The organism is Pseudomonas sp. TMB3-21 (assembly GCF_054898145.1).
Map to the genome: position 1 here is coordinate 5,032,239 of NZ_CM142718.1, position 17,224 is coordinate 5,049,462.

A 17,224-nucleotide genomic window follows, 5' to 3' on the forward strand; every position below is an offset into this window, starting at 1 on the left:
AGCATAGCGCCCGGCCGGATTCATTCTGCAAATTGTTTCCAGTATCTTTTACAGCAGGTCTTTTATCAACAATTCAGCCACCTGCACAGCATTCAGCGCCGCGCCTTTGCGCACGTTATCTGACGTCAGCCAGACATTAAGTTCCGACGGGTCGTCGATTCCCGCGCGAACCCGACCAACGTAGACCACGTCCTGCCCGACCGCGTCACCCACTGCTGTCGGGTAATCGCCGGCCTCTACAAGCTCTAGACCGGGGGCCGCTTCCAGTGCTGCGTTGACTTTGGCCAAGTCGATCGCGCTTGCTGACTGCAAGGTCACGCTATAGCTATCGCCAAAAAACACCGGGGCTTGAATGCAAGTCACGGAAATCTTCAATGAAGGCAGGGACATGACCTGACGCAGCTCACGCACCAGGCGCTGTTCCAGCAGTGTATGGCCCTGTGCGTCCGGCTTGCCGACCTGCGCCAGCAGGTTGAAGGCCATTTGCCGGTCGAAGAATGTCGGCTCCAGCGGGCGCACGTTGAGCAACTCGGCGGTTTGCCGGGCCAGTTCGGTCACCGCTTCGCGGCCCTGGGCCGAGACCGCCAGCGCCGCCGTCAGGTTCATGCGTTGCAGATCGAGCAAACCGAGTAACGGTGCCAGCACCACCGCCAGCGAAGTGGCCGCCGGGCTTGGGCTACTGACCTGAAACGGATGCTTCAGACCGGCAAGTATTGCTGAGTTGGCCTCCGGCACCACTTGCGGCGCCTGGTCGGCTGGCAAGGCGCCGGACAGGTCGATGACCGAGCAACCGGCAGCCGTGGCACGCGGGGCGAAACTGAGGGTAACTGCCGGGCCTGCCGCAAAAAACACCAGCTGCACTTTGCTGAAATCGAACGCGTCGACCTCGCGCACTCGCACGTTCTTGCCGCGAAACGGTACGGAGTGCCCGGCCGATTCGCTGCTGGCCAACAGGTGCAGATCGCCCACCGGGAAGTCGCGCTCCTCGAGGATCTGCACAAGCGTTTCGCCGACAGTTCCGGTGGCGCCGATCACGGCAATATCAAAGGACTGGCTCATGGTTCTACCTCAGGCGAAACGGGGGGAGCGGCACTTTACCGGGTGGGTGGCGTGCAGGCAATTCGGTGGGATTGTCGGTGCATGTTCCGGCCCCATCGCTGGCAAGCCAGCTCCTACAGAGTCTGGGGTTGTCTGCAGGAGGTTGGTTACATGTTCCGGCCCCATCGCTGGCAAGCCAGCTCCTACAGAATTTGTGGGTGTTGCGGATAATTTGTAGGAGCTGGCTTGCCAGCGATGGCGGTCGGAAAGGCGCCCCAAATATAAAAAAAAGCCCGCGCTTATTGCGAAGCGCGGGCTTTGTTATTGCTTCAATCAATCAACGCTCAAGCAGAATCCGCAGCATGCGACGCAGCGGTTCGGCCGCGCCCCACAGCAGTTGGTCGCCGACGGTAAAAGCACCGAGGTACTGCGTACCCATGTTCAGCTTGCGCAGACGACCCACCGGTACATTCAGGGTGCCGGTGACCTTGGTCGGGCTCAGCTCCTGCATGCTGATGTCGCGGTTGTTAGGCACCAGTTTGACCCAAGGGTTGTGCTGACTGATCAGCCCTTCAATGTCGGCGATCGGCACGTCTTTGTTCAGCTTGATGGTCAGCGCCTGGCTGTGGCAGCGCATGGCACCGATGCGCACGCAGATGCCGTCGACCGGAATCGGGCTCTTGAAGCGACCCAGAATCTTGTTGGTCTCGGCCTGCGCCTTCCACTCTTCGCGGCTTTGACCGTTCGGCAGCTCCTTGTCGATCCACGGGATCAGGCTGCCGGCCAACGGCACGCCGAAGTTTTCGGTCGGGTACGCGTCGCTGCGCATGGCCTCGGCCACACGGCGGTCGACGTCGAGGATGGCGCTGGCCGGATCAGCCAGTTGATCGGCGACGGCGGCGTGGGTGGCGCCCATCTGCTTGATCAGCTCACGCATGTTCTGCGCGCCGGCGCCGGAAGCCGCCTGATAAGTCATGGCGCTCATCCATTCGACCAGACCGGCTTCGAACAGCCCGCCCAGGCCCATCAGCATCAGACTGACGGTGCAGTTGCCACCGATGTAGTTCTTGGTGCCGGCATCGAGCTGCTGGTCGATGACCTTGCGGTTCACCGGGTCCAGCACGATGACGGCATCATCCTGCATGCGCAGGCTGGAGGCAGCGTCAATCCAGTAACCCTGCCAGCCGGCTTCGCGCAACTTCGGGAACACTTCGCTGGTGTAGTCGCCACCCTGGCAGGTCAGGATCACATCGAGGGTTTTCAGCTCTTCAATGCTGTAAGCGTCCTTGAGCGGAGCAATGTCCTTGCCCACGGACGGGCCTTGGCCACCGACATTGGAAGTGGTGAAAAACACCGGTTCGATAAGATCGAAATCCTGCTCCTCCAGCATCCGCTGCATGAGCACGGAACCGACCATACCGCGCCAACCGATCAGACCTACACGTTTCATCGCAACTACACCTTCTTGAAAAGTGGGCCGCTGCTTTCGAAGTTGAAAGTGGCAGCGGGCCCGAGAGATTACAGATTCCGCAGCGCGGCGACTACTGCGTCGCCCATTTCCTGCGTACCGACTTTGGTGCAACCGGCTGACCAGATATCACCGGTGCGCAGCCCCTGGTCCAGCACCAGGCTCACGGCTTTCTCGATGGCGTCCGCCGCATCCTGCTGATTGAAGCTGTAACGCAACATCATCGACACCGACAAAATGGTCGCCAGCGGGTTGGCAATGCCCTGGCCGGCGATGTCCGGCGCAGAGCCGTGGCACGGCTCGTACATGCCTTTGTTGTTGGCATCCAGCGAGGCCGACGGCAGCATGCCGATGGAACCGGTCAGCATCGACGCCTGGTCGGAGAGGATGTCGCCGAACAGGTTGTCGGTGACGATCACGTCGAACTGCTTCGGCGCGCGCACCAGTTGCATGGCGGCGTTGTCGACGTACATGTGGCTGAGCTCGACATCCGGATAATCCTTGGCCACTTGCTCAACGATTTCACGCCACAGTTGACTCGACGCCAGTACGTTGGCCTTGTCCACCGAGCAGACTTTTTTGCCTCGTACACGGGCCATGTCGAAGCCGACACGGGCGATGCGACGGATTTCGCTTTCGCTGTACGGCAGCGTGTCGTAAGCCTGACGCTCGCCGTTTTCCAGGGTGCGGGTGCCGCGGGGCGCGCCGAAGTAGATGCCGCCGGTCAGCTCACGGACGATCAGGATGTCCAGGCCGGCAACGATTTCCGGTTTCAGGCTCGACGCTTCGGCCAGTTGCGGATAGAGGATGGCCGGACGCAGGTTGCCGAACAGGCCCAGTTGCGCACGGATCTTCAGCAGACCACGCTCCGGGCGGATGTCGCGCTCGATGGTGTCCCATTTCGGACCGCCCACCGCGCCCAACAGCACGGCGTCAGCGGCGCGGGCGCGGTCTAGGGTTTCGTCAGCCAGCGGTACGCCGTGTTTGTCGATGGCGGCGCCGCCGATCACGTCGTGGCTCAGCTCGAAATCCAGGCTGTACTTGTCGTTCGCCAGTTCCAGCACCTTGACCGCTGCGGCCATGATTTCCGGGCCAATACCGTCGCCTGGGAGAATCAGAATCTGCTTGCTCATGCTTTCCTCATGTCATCAGTCGGTGCGCCCGTGGCGCGCCCGGAAAATTCAAATGTCGCGGCACTTGTTTTCAAGCGCTTATTTTTCAGCCCATAACACCAGCACATCGGTACTGAACGAGCCATCGGCTTCGATCTCGAAATAGTCGCGTACTTCGTTGCCCATCGATTGCTGCAACTCGCGGATCGCGGCGCGCATCACCTGCGGCGTGCGCATGCGTTCCACCCAGGAGCTGTACTCCAGACGCAGACGTTGACGCGTTGTGCTGCGGGTATGCAACCCTGCCTCGCTGACCTGACGCAACCACTCGCCGGCGGAATAATCGCGCACATGGCTGGTATCGCGCAGTACTTCGACGCTCTGCAAGTAGGTGTCGAACAACGGGCTGCCCGGTGACAAAATGTCGATGAATGCCGCCACGCCGCCGGGTTTCAGCACCCGGCGAACTTCGCGCAGGGCCAGACCGAGGTCGCTCCAATGGTGCGCTGAATAGCGGCTGAAGACGAAATCGAATTCGCCCTCGGCGAACGGCAGACGCTCGGCGGTGCCGTGAACGGTGCTGATGTTAGCCAGATCACGATCGACTGCGGCCGCCGCGACTACATCAAGCATTTGTTGCGACAAATCGTAGGCGACCACTTCCTTGACCAGCGCGGCGACGTGAAAACTCACGTGGCCGGCGCCGCAACCCAGGTCCAGCACACGTGCATTGCCCTGCCCGGCCAGTTCGGCCTGTAGCAGTGCGAACTCGGCGCCCTGAGCGTGGACAGCGCTGCTGAGGTAGGCGGCGGCCTGTTCACCGAATTGCTTCTGGACGACCTGGGTGTGCTGGGCGGTGTGGGGCATAGTCACATCCTTACATTTGTGTTGTTTTGGCTGCCGTCTTCGCGAGCAGGCTCGCTCCCACAGGTTTTGTGAACGCTGCAAATCAATGTGGGAGCGAGCCTGCTCGCGAAGGGCCCCGCGCTGACTACATCAATCTCAAGCATCACGAAACAACCAAGGCTGGCTCGCGCGGTGCTTGCCTTCAAAGGTCGCAATCGCTTCGTGGTCCTGCAAGGTCAGGCCGATATCGTCCAGACCGTTGAGCAGGCAATGCTTGCGGAACGCATCAATCTCGAAGCTCAAAACCTTGCCATCCGGGCGGGTGACAGTCTGGGCTTGCAAATCCACCTGCAGCTGATAACCCGGATTTGCCTCGACCTGCTGAAACAACTCATCCACTTCTGCGTCGCCAAGGATGATCGGCAACAAACCGTTCTTGAAGCTGTTGTTGAAGAAAATGTCGGCGTAGCTCGGCGCGATGATGCTGCGGAAACCGTATTCTTCCAAGGCCCACGGCGCGTGCTCGCGGCTGGAGCCGCAGCCGAAGTTTTCCCGCGCCAGCAACACGCTGGCGCCTTGATAACGCTCGGCGTTGAGCACGAAATCCTTGTTCAACGGGCGCTTGGAGTTGTCCTGATACGGCTGCCCGACATCCAGATAACGCCACTCATCGAACAGGTTCGGACCAAAACCGGTGCGCTTGATCGATTTCAGAAACTGCTTCGGGATGATCTGGTCGGTGTCGACGTTGGCACGATCCAGCGGCGCGACAAGTCCAGTGTGCTGGGTAAAAGCTTTCATGCTGCGCTCCTCAGATCAATTCACGAACGTCGACAAAACGACCATTCACTGCAGCGGCTGCGGCCATGGCCGGGCTCACCAGGTGGGTACGACCACCAGCGCCCTGCCGCCCTTCGAAGTTGCGGTTGGAGGTCGATGCGCAATGCTCGCCCGACTCCAAACGGTCCGGGTTCATCGCCAGGCACATCGAGCAACCCGGCTCGCGCCACTCAAAACCGGCCTCGAGGAAAATCTTGTCGAGACCTTCCGCTTCCGCCTGCGCTTTCACCAGACCTGAACCCGGCACCACGATGGCCTGCTTGATGGTCGAAGCCACTTTGCGGCCCTTGGCGATCACGGCCGCTGCGCGCAAATCTTCGATCCGCGAGTTGGTGCAGGAACCGATGAAAACCCGGTCCAGCTGGATGTCGGTGATCGCCTGGTTGGCGGTCAGGCCCATGTATTTCAACGCCCGCTCAATCGAGCCACGCTTGACCAGGTCGGCTTCCTGCGCCGGATCCGGCACGTTTTGATCAACGGCCAGGACCATTTCCGGCGAAGTCCCCCAACTGACTTGCGGTTTGATCTGGGTCGCGTCGAGTTCGACCACGGTGTCGAACACCGCATCGGTGTCAGACACCAGGTCTTTCCAGGCTTCGACCGCCAGGTCCCATTCCGCGCCTTTCGGGGCGAAGGGGCGGCCCTTCACGTAGGCCACGGTTTTTTCATCCGCCGCCACCAGGCCTACACGAGCGCCGGCTTCGATGGACATGTTGCAGATGGTCATGCGCCCTTCGACGGAAAGATCGCGAATCGCGCTGCCGGCGAACTCGATCGCGTGGCCATTACCGCCGGCCGTGCCGATCTTGCCGATCACCGCAAGGACGATGTCCTTGGCGGTCACGCCGAACGGCAACTGGCCTTCGACCGAGACCAGCATGTTCTTCATTTTCTGGGCGACCAGGCACTGCGTGGCGAGCACATGTTCGACCTCGGAGGTGCCGATACCGTGAGCCAGCGCGCCAAATGCGCCGTGGGTCGAGGTATGGGAGTCGCCGCAGACCACGGTCATGCCCGGCAAGGTCGCGCCCTGCTCCGGGCCGATGACGTGGACGATGCCTTGGCGGATGTCATTCATTTTGAATTCGACAATGCCGTATTCATCGCAGTTGTCGTCGAGGGTCTGAACCTGCAAACGCGAGACCTGATCGGCAATGGCCTCGATGCCGCCCTTGCGCTCCGGCGTCGTCGGTACGTTGTGGTCCGGGGTCGCGATGTTGGCATCGATGCGCCACGGCTTGCGCCCGGCAATGCGCAGGCCTTCGAAGGCCTGCGGCGACGTCACTTCATGAATGATGTGACGATCGATGTAGATCAGCGCAGAGCCATCGTCGCGCTGCTTGACCAAATGCGAATCCCAGAGCTTGTCGTAGAGCGTTTTGCCGGCCATCAGACGTTTTCCTCATCAGCGTATTTCTATGCCCCGGGCTTCGAGAAGCTCAATAACCCTTTGGCTTGTGAGGTCGATCCTAGGGGGTTACATTAAATAACTCAAATTCATATTTTTTATGCTTTGGATAACCAACTGGAATACTGCAAATGGACCTCGCCAACCTTAATGCCTTTATTGCCATCGCCGAGACCGGCAGCTTCTCCGGCGCGGGCGAACGGCTGCACCTGACGCAGCCGGCCATCAGCAAGCGCATCGCCGGGCTGGAACAGCAACTGAACGTAAGATTGTTCGATCGATTGGGCCGCGAAGTCGGCCTCACCGAGGCCGGACGTGCCTTGCTGCCGCGGGCTTACCAGATTCTGAACGTGCTGGACGACACGAGGCGTGCGCTGACCAATCTGACCGGCGAAGTGACCGGCCGCCTGACGCTGGCCACCAGTCACCACATCGGACTGCACCGTTTGCCGCCGTTGTTACGCGCCTTCACTCGCCAATACCCACAGGTCGCGCTGGATATTCAGTTCCTTGATTCGGAAGTGGCCTACGAGGAAATCCTCCACGGCCGTGCCGAACTCGCGGTGATCACCCTGGCGCCCGAGCCGCACAATCTGGTCAAGGCCACGCCGGTGTGGGACGACCCGCTGGATTTTGTGGTTGCCCCAGAACATTCGTTGATCAGCAACGGTGCGGTCAACCTGGCCGACATCGCACGGCATCCGGCCGTGTTTCCAGGCGGCAACACCTTTACTCACCATATCGTCCAGCGCCTGTTCGAAGCACAGGGGCTGACGCCGAACATCGCCATGAGCACCAACTATCTGGAAACCATAAAGATGATGGTCTCCATCGGCCTCGCCTGGAGCGTGCTGCCGCGCACGATGCTCGATGATCAGGTCGCAAGCATTCCATTGCCGGGCATACAGCTCACTCGCCAGCTAGGCTATATCGTGCACACCGAACGGACGCTGTCGAACGCGGCGAAAGCCTTTATGGCTTTGCTGGATGCGCAAATCGATCTGCCAGGGACTCACGGCTGAGTTGTGCTACTCCTATAGAGCCAGGATTTCCGGTCACTAACGCCCCAACCAGTTCAAGGCTTGTTGCCAATGCCGAAATCGTTTGACCGTATGCCGCCGATGCCCCGCATCCAGGCCATCGACCCGCGACATTCCGAACAAAGCTGGGAAAGTGCCCCGCAATTGCTGGCCGCGCTTAATGGCGCGCGTCTCGGTGCCTGGTATTGGGACATCGAGCGCGGGCAGATCAGTTGGTCGCGGGGAACGCAGGCTCTATTCGGCTTCGATCCGCGACAACCGTTGCCCAAGGACCTGGAATACCTCGACCTGCTGCCGCCCGAAGACCGCGCGAAAACCGTTCGCGCCTTCCACGCAGTGATTGCCGGCGCGCCACTGGAACAGGCAATGCATCACCGCATTCGCTGGCCCGACGGCAGTCTGCACTGGCTGGAGGTCAGCGGCAGCCTGCTGCCCGACAAACACGGGCGTCCGCGCATGATCGGGGTGATCCGCGAAATCACCCTTCAGCGCCAGCGCGAACAGGCGCTGAGCAGCTCGGAAAAACGTTTCGCGACGCTGTTTCACCTGTGCCCGAACATGGTCTTGCTGACCCGTCAGGAAGACGGCCTGATCACCGAAGCGAATCAGTATTTCGAAAGCCTGTTCGGCTGGCCGGTGCAGGATGCAATTGGTCGCACCACGCTGGAACTGGGTCTTTGGGTGCACCCGGAGCAACGGGAGGCGCTGGTCATCGCCACCAAAGCCAAGGGTGAGTTGACCAGCATGGAAGTGCAGTTCCGTGCCAGCAACGGGCAGATCCACGACGGCATTCTCAGCGCGCAGAAAGTCGAACTTGAAGGCCAGCCATATCTGCTCAGCACGTTCCTCGACACGACTGAACGCAAGGTCGCCGAACATGCACTCAAGGACAGCCAGGAGCGGCTCGACCTGGCGCTGAATTCGGCGCAGCTCGGCACCTGGGACTGGCACATTCCCAGCGGCATGCTGTACGGCTCGGCGCGCGCCGCACAACTGCACGGCCTCGACGCCAAGCCTTTTCATGAATCGTTCGAGGCGTTTTTCGAGGGTGTCCCCGGAGAGGAACGCGAGAGCATGCGCGACGCCTATCGCAGCTTGCGCGAGGGTCCGGCCGGCAATTACCAACTGACTTACCGCGTGCAGCTGCCCGATGGCAGTTCGCGCTATCTCGAGAGCCGCGCCCGCCTCTATCGCGACGACGACGGCGTGCCATTGCGCATGGCCGGCACATTGCTGGACATCACCGATCAAGTGGAGCGCGAGCAGAAACTGGTCGCCTCCGAAGAAAAATTCGCCACGCTGTTCCAGGTCAGCCCGGACCCGATCTGCGTGACGCAACAGGACACCGGCCAATTCATCGAGATCAATTCCAGTTTTTCCCAGACTTTCGGCTGGAGCACCGCCGAGGTGATCGGTCGCAGCGCCGACGAAATCGGCCTGTGGGACGCGTCGGCGAGAAGCCTGAAGCGGATCGAACAGGTCATCCGCGAACAGGGCTTGAACAATGTTGCGATCCACGTGCAGCACAAGGACGGCCAGGTGTTGACCTGCGTGATTTCCAGCCGGCAAATCAGCGTCGGCGACCAGCCTTGCATCGTCACGACCCTGCGCGACATCACCCAGCAGCAGCGCTCGGAGGCAGCGCTGAAGGCCAGCGAAGAAAAATTCGCCAAAGCTTTCCACTCAAGTCCCGACGCCATCACCATCACCGAACGCGACACCGGCCGCTATCTGGAGGTCAACGACGGCTTCTGCCGTCTGACGGGCTACCGCGCGGATGAGGTGCTGGGGCGCACAGTGCATCAGGTCGGCGTCTGGGCCGACGAAAAACAGCGTGAGGCGCTGCTGGCCGAGCTGCAACTCAAAGGCCGCGTGCACCATCAGGAAATGCTCGCGCACAACAAGCGTGGCGACCTGTTGACCGTGGAAGTGTCGGTAGAACCGATCACGCTCAATGAAACCGCCTGCCTGTTATTAACCGCGCGGGACGTCAGCCTGTTGAAAAATGCCGAGGCGCAGATTCGGCATCTGGCTTATCACGATCCGCTGACCAACCTGCCCAATCGCGCGCTGCTGATGGATCGGCTGAGCCAGCAGATTGCGCTGCTGAAACGGCACAATCTGCGCGGCGCACTGATGTTCCTCGATCTCGACCACTTCAAGCACATCAATGACTCACTGGGACACCCGGTGGGCGATACGGTGTTGAAGATCATCACCGCTCGCCTCGAGGCCAGCGTGCGCATGGAAGACACCGTGGCGCGACTTGGCGGCGATGAATTTGTGGTGCTGCTCAGTGGCCTGGAAGGTTCGCGCGACGAAGTCAGTGATCAGGTGCTGGAACTGGCGGATACCCTGCGCGAGCTGCTCTCGGCACCGATGTTTCTCGACGGCCAGCGTTTGCAAGTCACGCCGAGTATCGGCATCGCCCTGATTCCCGATCACGGCTCGACCCCGATCGATTTGCTCAAGCGCGCGGACATTGCGCTGTATCGCGCCAAGGACTCGGGTCGCAATACCGCGCAGATGTATCACAACTCCATGCAGAAGGCCGCGAGCGAACGCCTGCGCATGGAAACGGACTTGCGTTTGGCCATTTCCCGCGGTGAATTCCGCGTGCATTACCAGCCCCAGGTGGATGCGCGTGACGGCCGCATTGTCGGCGCCGAAGCGCTGGTGCGCTGGAATCACCCGGAGCTCGGCGCGCAATCGCCCCACGAATTCATCAAGGTACTTGAAGACAGTGGGCTGATTCTGGAGGTCGGCACCTGGATCGTCGATGAAGCCTGCAACGCCTTCAAATACTTGATCGAGCAAGACCTGATCGATCCACTGGATTTCAGCCTGTGCGTGAACATCAGCCCGCGGCAGTTTCGTCAGAACGATTTCGTCGAACGCATCGAACACAGCCTCAGCAGCCACGGCCTGCCCTATTCGTTACTGAAACTGGAGATCACCGAAGGCATCGTCATTCAGAATCTGGACGACACCATCGGCAAAATGCGTCGTCTGAAAAAGCTCGGCGTCAGCTTCGCCATGGATGATTTCGGCACCGGATATTCCTCGCTGACCTACCTCAAGCGCCTGCCAGTGGACACCTTGAAAATCGATCAGTCGTTCATCCGCGACGCCACCACCGACCCCAACGATGCCGAGATCATCCGCGCCATCGTCGCCATGGCCCGCAGTCTGGGCTTGAAAATAATCGCCGAGGGCGTGGAAACGGCAGAGCAACTGGAGTTTCTGCAGAGGCTGGGGTGTCATTACTATCAAGGCTATCTGCACAGCGCGCCGGTGCCGGTGGATGGGTTGCAGAAGCTGCTTCAATAACAAAAAAAGGGCGCCAATGGCGCCCTTCTTTCTCGCTCACGCTCAGTGCTGCAGCGCGGGCTTTTGCGTCCCGTTGATCGGGATACGTTTGGCTTTCGCCTCTTCCGGGATCACCCGCAGCAGATCAATGCTCAGCAAGCCGTTGCGCAGGTCGGCGGTCTTGATTTCAATATGGTCCGCCAGCCGGAACGACAGCTTGAAAGCGCGTTGCGCGATGCCTTGATGCAAGAAGGTCACGCCTTCAGTGGTATCACGTTTGCCGCCGCTGATGGTCAGCACACCTTTCTCCACTTGCAACTCCAGGTCTTCTTCCTGGAAGCCCGCGGCGGCTACGACAATGCGGTACTGATCGTCGCCGTGTTTTTCAACGTTGTAAGGTGGGTAAGTGCTGCCTGGCTCATTGCGCAGGGCGGTTTCGAACAGGTCGTTGAAACGGTCGAAACCTACCGAGGAACGGAACAGCGGGGCCATGGAAAATGCAGTAGTCATGATTCAAATCTCCTGAAAACAATCAGCAAGTTTTTTTCTCCGCGACCCGAATTCGGCATCGCGTAATCCCTAAATAGGGACCGCTGTTTTCTTTTCAAGAGATTGTTTGAAGATTTTTTTCAGGCCGCTTCGGCCACTGGCAAACCCAGCAAACGCGAGACCTGGTCCAGCTCGGTTTCGCGTCGCAAAACGGTGAAGAGCTCTACAGCTTCGGGGTAATTGCGCGTCAACATGGCCAGCCATTGCTTCAAACGACCGGGCGATTGGCGCGCGGTCATCTGATCCTTGGCCTGCAGCCAGAAGTCCTGAAGCAGTGGCAACAATTCGGCCCAGGTCATCTCGACCACTTCTTCACCGGCTCTCGCCGCAGCGATCTGTCGAGCCAGGTCCGGACGCGACACCAGTCCGCGACCGAGCATGATGTCTTCCACGCCGCTGATCTCGCGGCAGCGGCGCCAGTCTTCGACGCTCCAGATGTCGCCGTTGGCGAACACCGGCACCTTGACCACTTCCTGCACCCGGGGAATCCATTCCCAATGCGCCGGCGGTTTGTAGCCGTCCATTTTGGTCCGCGCGTGCACCACAATGTGCGCCGCGCCCCCTTCGGCCAGCGCCGTGGCGCACACCAAGGCACCGTCGGGGCTGTCGAAGCCCAGGCGCATTTTGGCAGTGACAGGGATGTGCGCGGGAACGGCGCGGCGCACATGCTCGACAATCTGGTTGAGCAGCTCGGGCTCCTTGAGCAACACCGCCCCGCCGCGAGATTTGTTGACCGTTTTCGCCGGGCAACCGAAGTTCAGGTCGATGACTTCAGAACCCAGCTCGCAAGCCAGGGCTGCGTTTTCCGCGAGGCACACGGGATCGGAACCGAGCAATTGTACGCGCAACGGCACACCCGACGCGGTGCGGGCACCGGTCAGCAATTCAGGGCCAAACTTGTGGAAGTACGCCGGCGTGAGCAACTGGTCGTTGATACGGATGAACTCGGTCACGCACCAATCGATGCCACCGACGCGAGTCAGCACGTCGCGCAGGATGTTATCGACCAACCCCTCCATGGGCGCCAAAGCAATTTGCATGAAAAACACACTCGACGAAAAACGTGCGGCAGTTTACTGGTTTTCATCTGCCAAAAGGTAAGCGCCTGTCAGGCAGGAGCTTGCAACGCCGGGCCATAACCTTCGATAAATTCCGTCGGCATGCGCTTGGGCTTGCCTGACGACAATTCGATGCAGACAAAAGTAGTTTGCGCGCGCAGCAGCGTGGCGTTGTCACGCGGACGTTTGAGCTGGAAATGACGGGTCATCTTCAGGCGCTGGTCCCAGTCGACAATCCAGGTCGCCAGCTGCAGTTCGTCGCCTTCGTAGGCTGCCGCCAGATAATCGATCTCGTGACGCACCACGGCCATTGCCCGATCCAGCCGCCGATACTCGACCAGATCCAGCCCGAGCCGCTGCGAATGACGCCAGGCGCAGCGCTCGAGCCAGGTCACGTACACCGCGTTATTGGCGTGACCCAGACCGTCGATGTCTTCGGCAGCCACTTCCAGATCAATGATAAAAGGCGTTGCCCGATCCCAGCCCATGCCCCACTCCCGGTCAGATTATTGCGACCGGGGCAGTGTAACGGATGCTCAGGCCGATTGGCGCGATTGCAGACTGCGGCCAGACAGCAGTGATAACACGCCATTAATCACCCGGGGGTCGGCGAGCACGCGCTGATGTCCGCCCTCTTCCAGGCGCAATAAACGGCTGTCGAACCAGGCCTCATGAATCAGTTGCGACTCTTTGACCCCGACAAGCTTGTCGTCTTCGGCGTGAACGATCAGCCCGGGCATATCGAGTTGATAGTGCGCGACATCCAGCGTGGCGGCGCGCATGCCGACATCGTTTTCGACCTGGCGGATGAACGCCGAACGCGCGTTCGGGGGCAACCGCACGTAGCGTGCAAAACCGCGCAACACGCCGAGAATTCGCGCCGGTGCAGCGATGGTCACCAAGGTTTCGGTGCGCAAGCCCAGTTGCACGGCGAGCATCGCACTGGCACCACCCATGGAGTGACCGATGACTGCTTGCAGCGGCGGCAATTCAGCGGCGGCTTCGAGCATGGCCCGAGCGAAAAGCACGACATTGGCTTCGCGACCGGGTGAGCGACCGTGCGCCGGACCGTCCAGCGCGACCACGGTATAACCGGCGTCGACCAGAGCGGTAATGAGGCTGGCAAACTGCGTCGGCCGCCCTTCCCAACCATGCATTAGCAATACCGCCGGGCCCTGCCCCCAACGCAAGGCGGAGAGCCCGAAACGCAGGGTAATGCGTTCGGATTTGGCCAGCAGCGGCAACTCCCAGTCACGAGGCGGCAGGTCTCGCGGTGTCATGAATGCCAGTCGCATTTTGCTCGCGACCAATTGCGGTGCAAACCAGCCCAAGGTGCCATTAACGCCACGAACCCACTTTAACGTGCCCATCGCTCCCACTCCTCAGGCCAAGGCCTTCAGGTCATAGCACCGCCGATTTAGCGGCGCGCAGCAATCGATCGGATAACTCACCCGGCCCCAACGCGCGGGCCAGCGCCAAACCACCCACCATCAACGCTATGTCAGCCAAAGCTTTTTCGCTGTCTTCCGGGCTGGCCGCCAACTGCGCGACCATCAATTCAACGTGTTCATTCAAGGCCACTCGGAACGCATCCGGCAGACGGCCCAGCTCACCCACGGATGCGGGAATCGGGCAGGCAGAGTCGGAAGAATCGCGGTGCTTGCGTGACAGGTAAAACGCAGCGACCAAAGCGCGACGCTCTTCGCCGGTCAGCTCGGCGTCCATGTCGGCGATCAAGCCACGGCGGTGGCCGAGCAGTTGCTTGAACGCTTCCAGCATCATCGCGTCCTTGCTTTCAAAGTGTGCGTAGAAGCCGCCGACAGTCAGGCCGGCTGCACCCATCACTTCGCCTACGCTCGGCTCAGCCGGACCGCGCTGAATCAACGCTGAACTGGCAGCCTTGAGAATGCGTTCGCGGGTTTGAGCTTTTTTATCGTTCATCGTTGCCTCCGAATATTACGATTAGAATATTATTCGCATAATAATTTTTCGCAAGTCATGACTGTGACCGCCGGTCTGAAGAACGGTGTGTAAGATCGAGGGGGATTTGGCCAAACGCCAGACAAACAAAAGGGCCATTCAATAATTGAATGACCCTTATAAAATCCCGCAGAGCGGGTAATCGTGGCGTCCCCTAGGGGACTCGAACCCCTGTTACCGCCGTGAAAGGGCGGTGTCCTAGGCCACTAGACGAAGGGGACGCAAAACCTTCTATACAACTGATCAGTGCTGAGAGCTGATCGATTCAAGGCCGGTGTGGCCAGACCTTGAACTGTAAATTGGTGGAGCTTAGCGGGATCGAACCGCTGACCTCCTGCATGCCATGCAGGCGCTCTCCCAGCTGAGCTAAAGCCCCGGATTTTTCGCCTCGCGGCGGAGCGACATTTTGCAACATCGCTTCTGTAAAACTGGCGTCCCCTAGGGGACTCGAACCCCTGTTACCGCCGTGAAAGGGCGGTGTCCTAGGCCACTAGACGAAGGGGACGCAAACCCTTCTATACACCAGATCAACGCTGAGTGTTGATCGCTTCAAAGCCGGTGTGGCCAGACCTTGAAGTGTAAATTGGTGGAGCTTAGCGGGATCGAACCGCTGACCTCCTGCATGCCATGCAGGCGCTCTCCCAGCTGAGCTAAAGCCCCTCATCGCTGAGGACGGGGCGAATCTTAATGGCGCTTTGGAAGTGTGTCAAACTTATTTTTAACAATTTCCAAAGTTTTTTGCCGACATAACAATCACTTACCGCCCGCCCCCGTAATGTCGGGGTGACACGTTCCCTGTAGCAGCTGCGGAAGGCTCGGGGCGCGCTCGACTTACAGGCACTCTGCCCTTTCAGACAGATTGTGGCGCGCGGGCAAGGGGTTGCTGCGCAACCCGACGCAGCCTGCGGCAGCTGCTACATGGGAACGGTTTAATCAGGTGGCATTGAGTGGAGTCAGGCAATGTTCGCCAGCAATTTTTCCCACTCCTTGTTTTCCTTCTTCGACACGCCACCAAGCAAGTCGATGGCCTGGCGCAGACGGAAACGCGTCAGGTCCGGACCGAGAATCTCCATCGCATCCAGCACTGAAACCGAACTGGCCTGGCCGGTGATGGAGGCAAACATCAGCGGCATGGCGTCACGCAGCTTCAGCTCCAGGGATTCCACCACCGCCTGAATCGTCGCAGTGATGCTGTCCTTCTCCCACTGACGCAGGCTTTCCAGTTTCCACAAAATCAACTGCATCAACTGACGAACCTGATCACCCGAAAGCTTTTTCGATTCAAACAGCTTGGCATCCGGATTCACGCCACCGGCAAAGAAGAAACCCGCCAATGGTGCAACCTGGCTGAAGGTTTCGACGCGGCCTTGCACGTGCGGGGCGATCTTCATCATGTAGTCGGGGTTTAGCGCCCAGGTCTGCAGACGCGAGGCAAACTCTTCGACCGGCAGATCACGCAGCCACTGGCCGTTCAGCCACGACAGTTTTTCAATGTCGAAAATCGGCCCGCCGAGAGAAACGCGCTTGAGGTCGAAGTTGTCGACCATTTCCTGCAGAGAGAATTTCTCGCGCTCGTCGGGCATCGACCAGCCCATGCGACCCAGATAGTTGAGCATCGCTTCCGGCATGAAACCCATGCGCTCGTAGAACGTGACTGATGTCGGATTTTTGCGTTTGGACAATTTGCTCTTGTCCGGGTTACGCAACAGCGGCATGTAGCACAGCTCTGGTTGTTCCCAGCCGAAGTACTCGTACAGCAGAATCAGTTTCGGCGCCGAAGGCAGCCATTCTTCGCCGCGCAACACGTGGGTAATGCCCATCAAATGGTCATCGACCACGTTGGCAAGGAAGTACGTCGGCAGGCCGTCGGTCTTCATCAGCACTTGCATGTCCATGCGATCCCACGGGATCTCGACGTCGCCGCGCAGCATGTCCGGCACTACGCAGACGCCTTCGCTCGGCACCTTCATGCGAATCACGTGTGGCTCGCCAGCGGCCAGACGACGGGCGACTTCTTCCGCAGACAGGAGCAGCGCACGACCGTCATAACGCGGCGTTTCGCCGCGAGCCTGTTGCTCGGCGCGCATCTGGTCCAGCTCTTCGGCGGTGCAGAAGCACGGGAAGGCATGGCCCATTTCGACCAGTTGCTGGCAGTACTTCTGATAAATATCGCCGCGCTCGCTTTGGCGATAAGGACCGTGCGGGCCGCCCACGTCCGGGCCTTCGCTCCAGTCGATGCCCAACCAGCGCAGCGCGTCGAAAATCTGCTGCTCGGACTCGCGGGTCGAACGCAATTGGTCAGTGTCTTCGATCCGCAGGATGAACTCGCCGCCGTGCTGCTTGGCAAAGCAATAGTTGAACAAAGCGATGTAAGCGGTACCTACGTGGGGGTCCCCGGTAGGCGATGGCGCGATGCGCGTGCGGACGGTGGTCATGGCAAGTCTCGAAATGAAGATAAAACAAAGCGCGAATGGTAACAGGCGTAGCCCGCCCGGCTCCAGTGAGCAGGGCAGATATGCCGGCTTTGGCTTGTTGACGTGGTTATGCGGCGGTCGTCAATGGGGACTGCAGCGTCT

General features: G+C 59.9%; 14 protein-coding genes and 4 tRNA genes. 2 read left to right on the plus strand and 16 right to left on the minus strand.

The window, feature by feature from the left end:
* Window positions 1-48: 48 nt before the first annotated feature.
* The 6 genes from ACYZTS_RS22900 to leuC form a co-directional block, all read right to left on the minus strand.
* The gene (locus ACYZTS_RS22900) at window positions 49-1,059 is read right to left on the minus strand and encodes an aspartate-semialdehyde dehydrogenase (RefSeq protein ID WP_461992252.1); all 1,011 of its coding nucleotides are present in this window, start codon (window positions 1,057-1,059) and stop codon (window positions 49-51) included.
* A gap of 316 nt (window positions 1,060-1,375) precedes the next feature.
* Window positions 1,376-2,488 (minus strand): aspartate-semialdehyde dehydrogenase, encoded by a 1,113-nt coding sequence (gene asd, locus ACYZTS_RS22905; protein ID WP_461992254.1) that lies wholly within the window; start codon window positions 2,486-2,488, stop codon window positions 1,376-1,378.
* Between the two features lie 68 nt (window positions 2,489-2,556).
* A complete protein-coding gene (gene leuB / locus ACYZTS_RS22910; protein WP_461992256.1) occupies window positions 2,557-3,639 on the minus strand; it encodes a 3-isopropylmalate dehydrogenase in 1,083 nt (360 codons plus the stop codon).
* A gap of 78 nt (window positions 3,640-3,717) precedes the next feature.
* Entirely contained in the window at window positions 3,718-4,485 is a 768-nt protein-coding gene (locus ACYZTS_RS22915; RefSeq protein WP_461992258.1) for a class I SAM-dependent methyltransferase, read from the minus strand.
* 135 nt (window positions 4,486-4,620) lie between these two features.
* The gene (gene leuD / locus ACYZTS_RS22920) at window positions 4,621-5,265 is read right to left on the minus strand and encodes a 3-isopropylmalate dehydratase small subunit (RefSeq protein ID WP_028624083.1); all 645 of its coding nucleotides are present in this window, start codon (window positions 5,263-5,265) and stop codon (window positions 4,621-4,623) included.
* 10 nt (window positions 5,266-5,275) lie between these two features.
* Entirely contained in the window at window positions 5,276-6,694 is a 1,419-nt protein-coding gene (leuC, locus tag ACYZTS_RS22925) for a 3-isopropylmalate dehydratase large subunit (RefSeq protein ID WP_461992260.1), read from the minus strand.
* Between the two features lie 149 nt (window positions 6,695-6,843).
* Between leuC and ACYZTS_RS22930 the strand changes: the two genes are divergently transcribed.
* Window positions 6,844-7,734, plus strand: coding sequence for a LysR family transcriptional regulator (locus tag ACYZTS_RS22930; RefSeq protein WP_461992262.1), 891 nt, complete (start codon window positions 6,844-6,846; stop codon window positions 7,732-7,734).
* 69 nt (window positions 7,735-7,803) lie between these two features.
* Window positions 7,804-11,082, plus strand: a complete 3,279-nt coding sequence (locus ACYZTS_RS22935; RefSeq protein WP_461992264.1) for a sensor domain-containing protein — start codon at window positions 7,804-7,806, stop codon at window positions 11,080-11,082.
* A gap of 42 nt (window positions 11,083-11,124) precedes the next feature.
* On the opposite strand, the gene ACYZTS_RS22940 is transcribed toward ACYZTS_RS22935, so the two are convergent.
* The 10 genes from ACYZTS_RS22940 to gltX all read right to left on the minus strand — a co-directional run bounded on the left by ACYZTS_RS22940 (window position 11,125) and on the right by gltX (window position 17,083).
* Window positions 11,125-11,571, minus strand: coding sequence for an Hsp20 family protein (locus ACYZTS_RS22940; RefSeq protein ID WP_461992265.1), 447 nt, complete (start codon window positions 11,569-11,571; stop codon window positions 11,125-11,127).
* A gap of 119 nt (window positions 11,572-11,690) precedes the next feature.
* Window positions 11,691-12,650 (minus strand): tRNA dihydrouridine synthase, encoded by a 960-nt coding sequence (locus ACYZTS_RS22945; RefSeq protein WP_028624088.1) that lies wholly within the window; start codon window positions 12,648-12,650, stop codon window positions 11,691-11,693.
* A 68-nt stretch (window positions 12,651-12,718) separates the two neighbouring features.
* The gene (locus ACYZTS_RS22950) at window positions 12,719-13,156 is read right to left on the minus strand and encodes an acyl-CoA thioesterase (protein ID WP_028624766.1); all 438 of its coding nucleotides are present in this window, start codon (window positions 13,154-13,156) and stop codon (window positions 12,719-12,721) included.
* Between the two features lie 48 nt (window positions 13,157-13,204).
* Window positions 13,205-14,038: an alpha/beta fold hydrolase gene (locus ACYZTS_RS22955; protein ID WP_461992267.1), complete on the minus strand. Its 834-nt coding sequence runs from the start codon at window positions 14,036-14,038 to the stop codon at window positions 13,205-13,207.
* Window positions 14,039-14,069: 31 nt separating this feature from the next.
* Window positions 14,070-14,609, minus strand: coding sequence for a TetR/AcrR family transcriptional regulator (locus tag ACYZTS_RS22960; RefSeq protein ID WP_461992269.1), 540 nt, complete (start codon window positions 14,607-14,609; stop codon window positions 14,070-14,072).
* Window positions 14,610-14,793: 184 nt separating this feature from the next.
* A tRNA-Glu gene (locus ACYZTS_RS22965) sits at window positions 14,794-14,869 on the minus strand.
* Between the two features lie 79 nt (window positions 14,870-14,948).
* A tRNA-Ala gene (locus ACYZTS_RS22970) sits at window positions 14,949-15,024 on the minus strand.
* Between the two features lie 53 nt (window positions 15,025-15,077).
* A tRNA-Glu gene (locus tag ACYZTS_RS22975) sits at window positions 15,078-15,153 on the minus strand.
* Window positions 15,154-15,232: 79 nt separating this feature from the next.
* Window positions 15,233-15,308 (minus strand) — tRNA-Ala (locus ACYZTS_RS22980).
* A gap of 293 nt (window positions 15,309-15,601) precedes the next feature.
* A complete protein-coding gene (gltX, locus tag ACYZTS_RS22985) occupies window positions 15,602-17,083 on the minus strand; it encodes a glutamate--tRNA ligase (protein WP_461992271.1) in 1,482 nt (493 codons plus the stop codon).
* Window positions 17,084-17,224 lie beyond the last annotated feature (141 nt).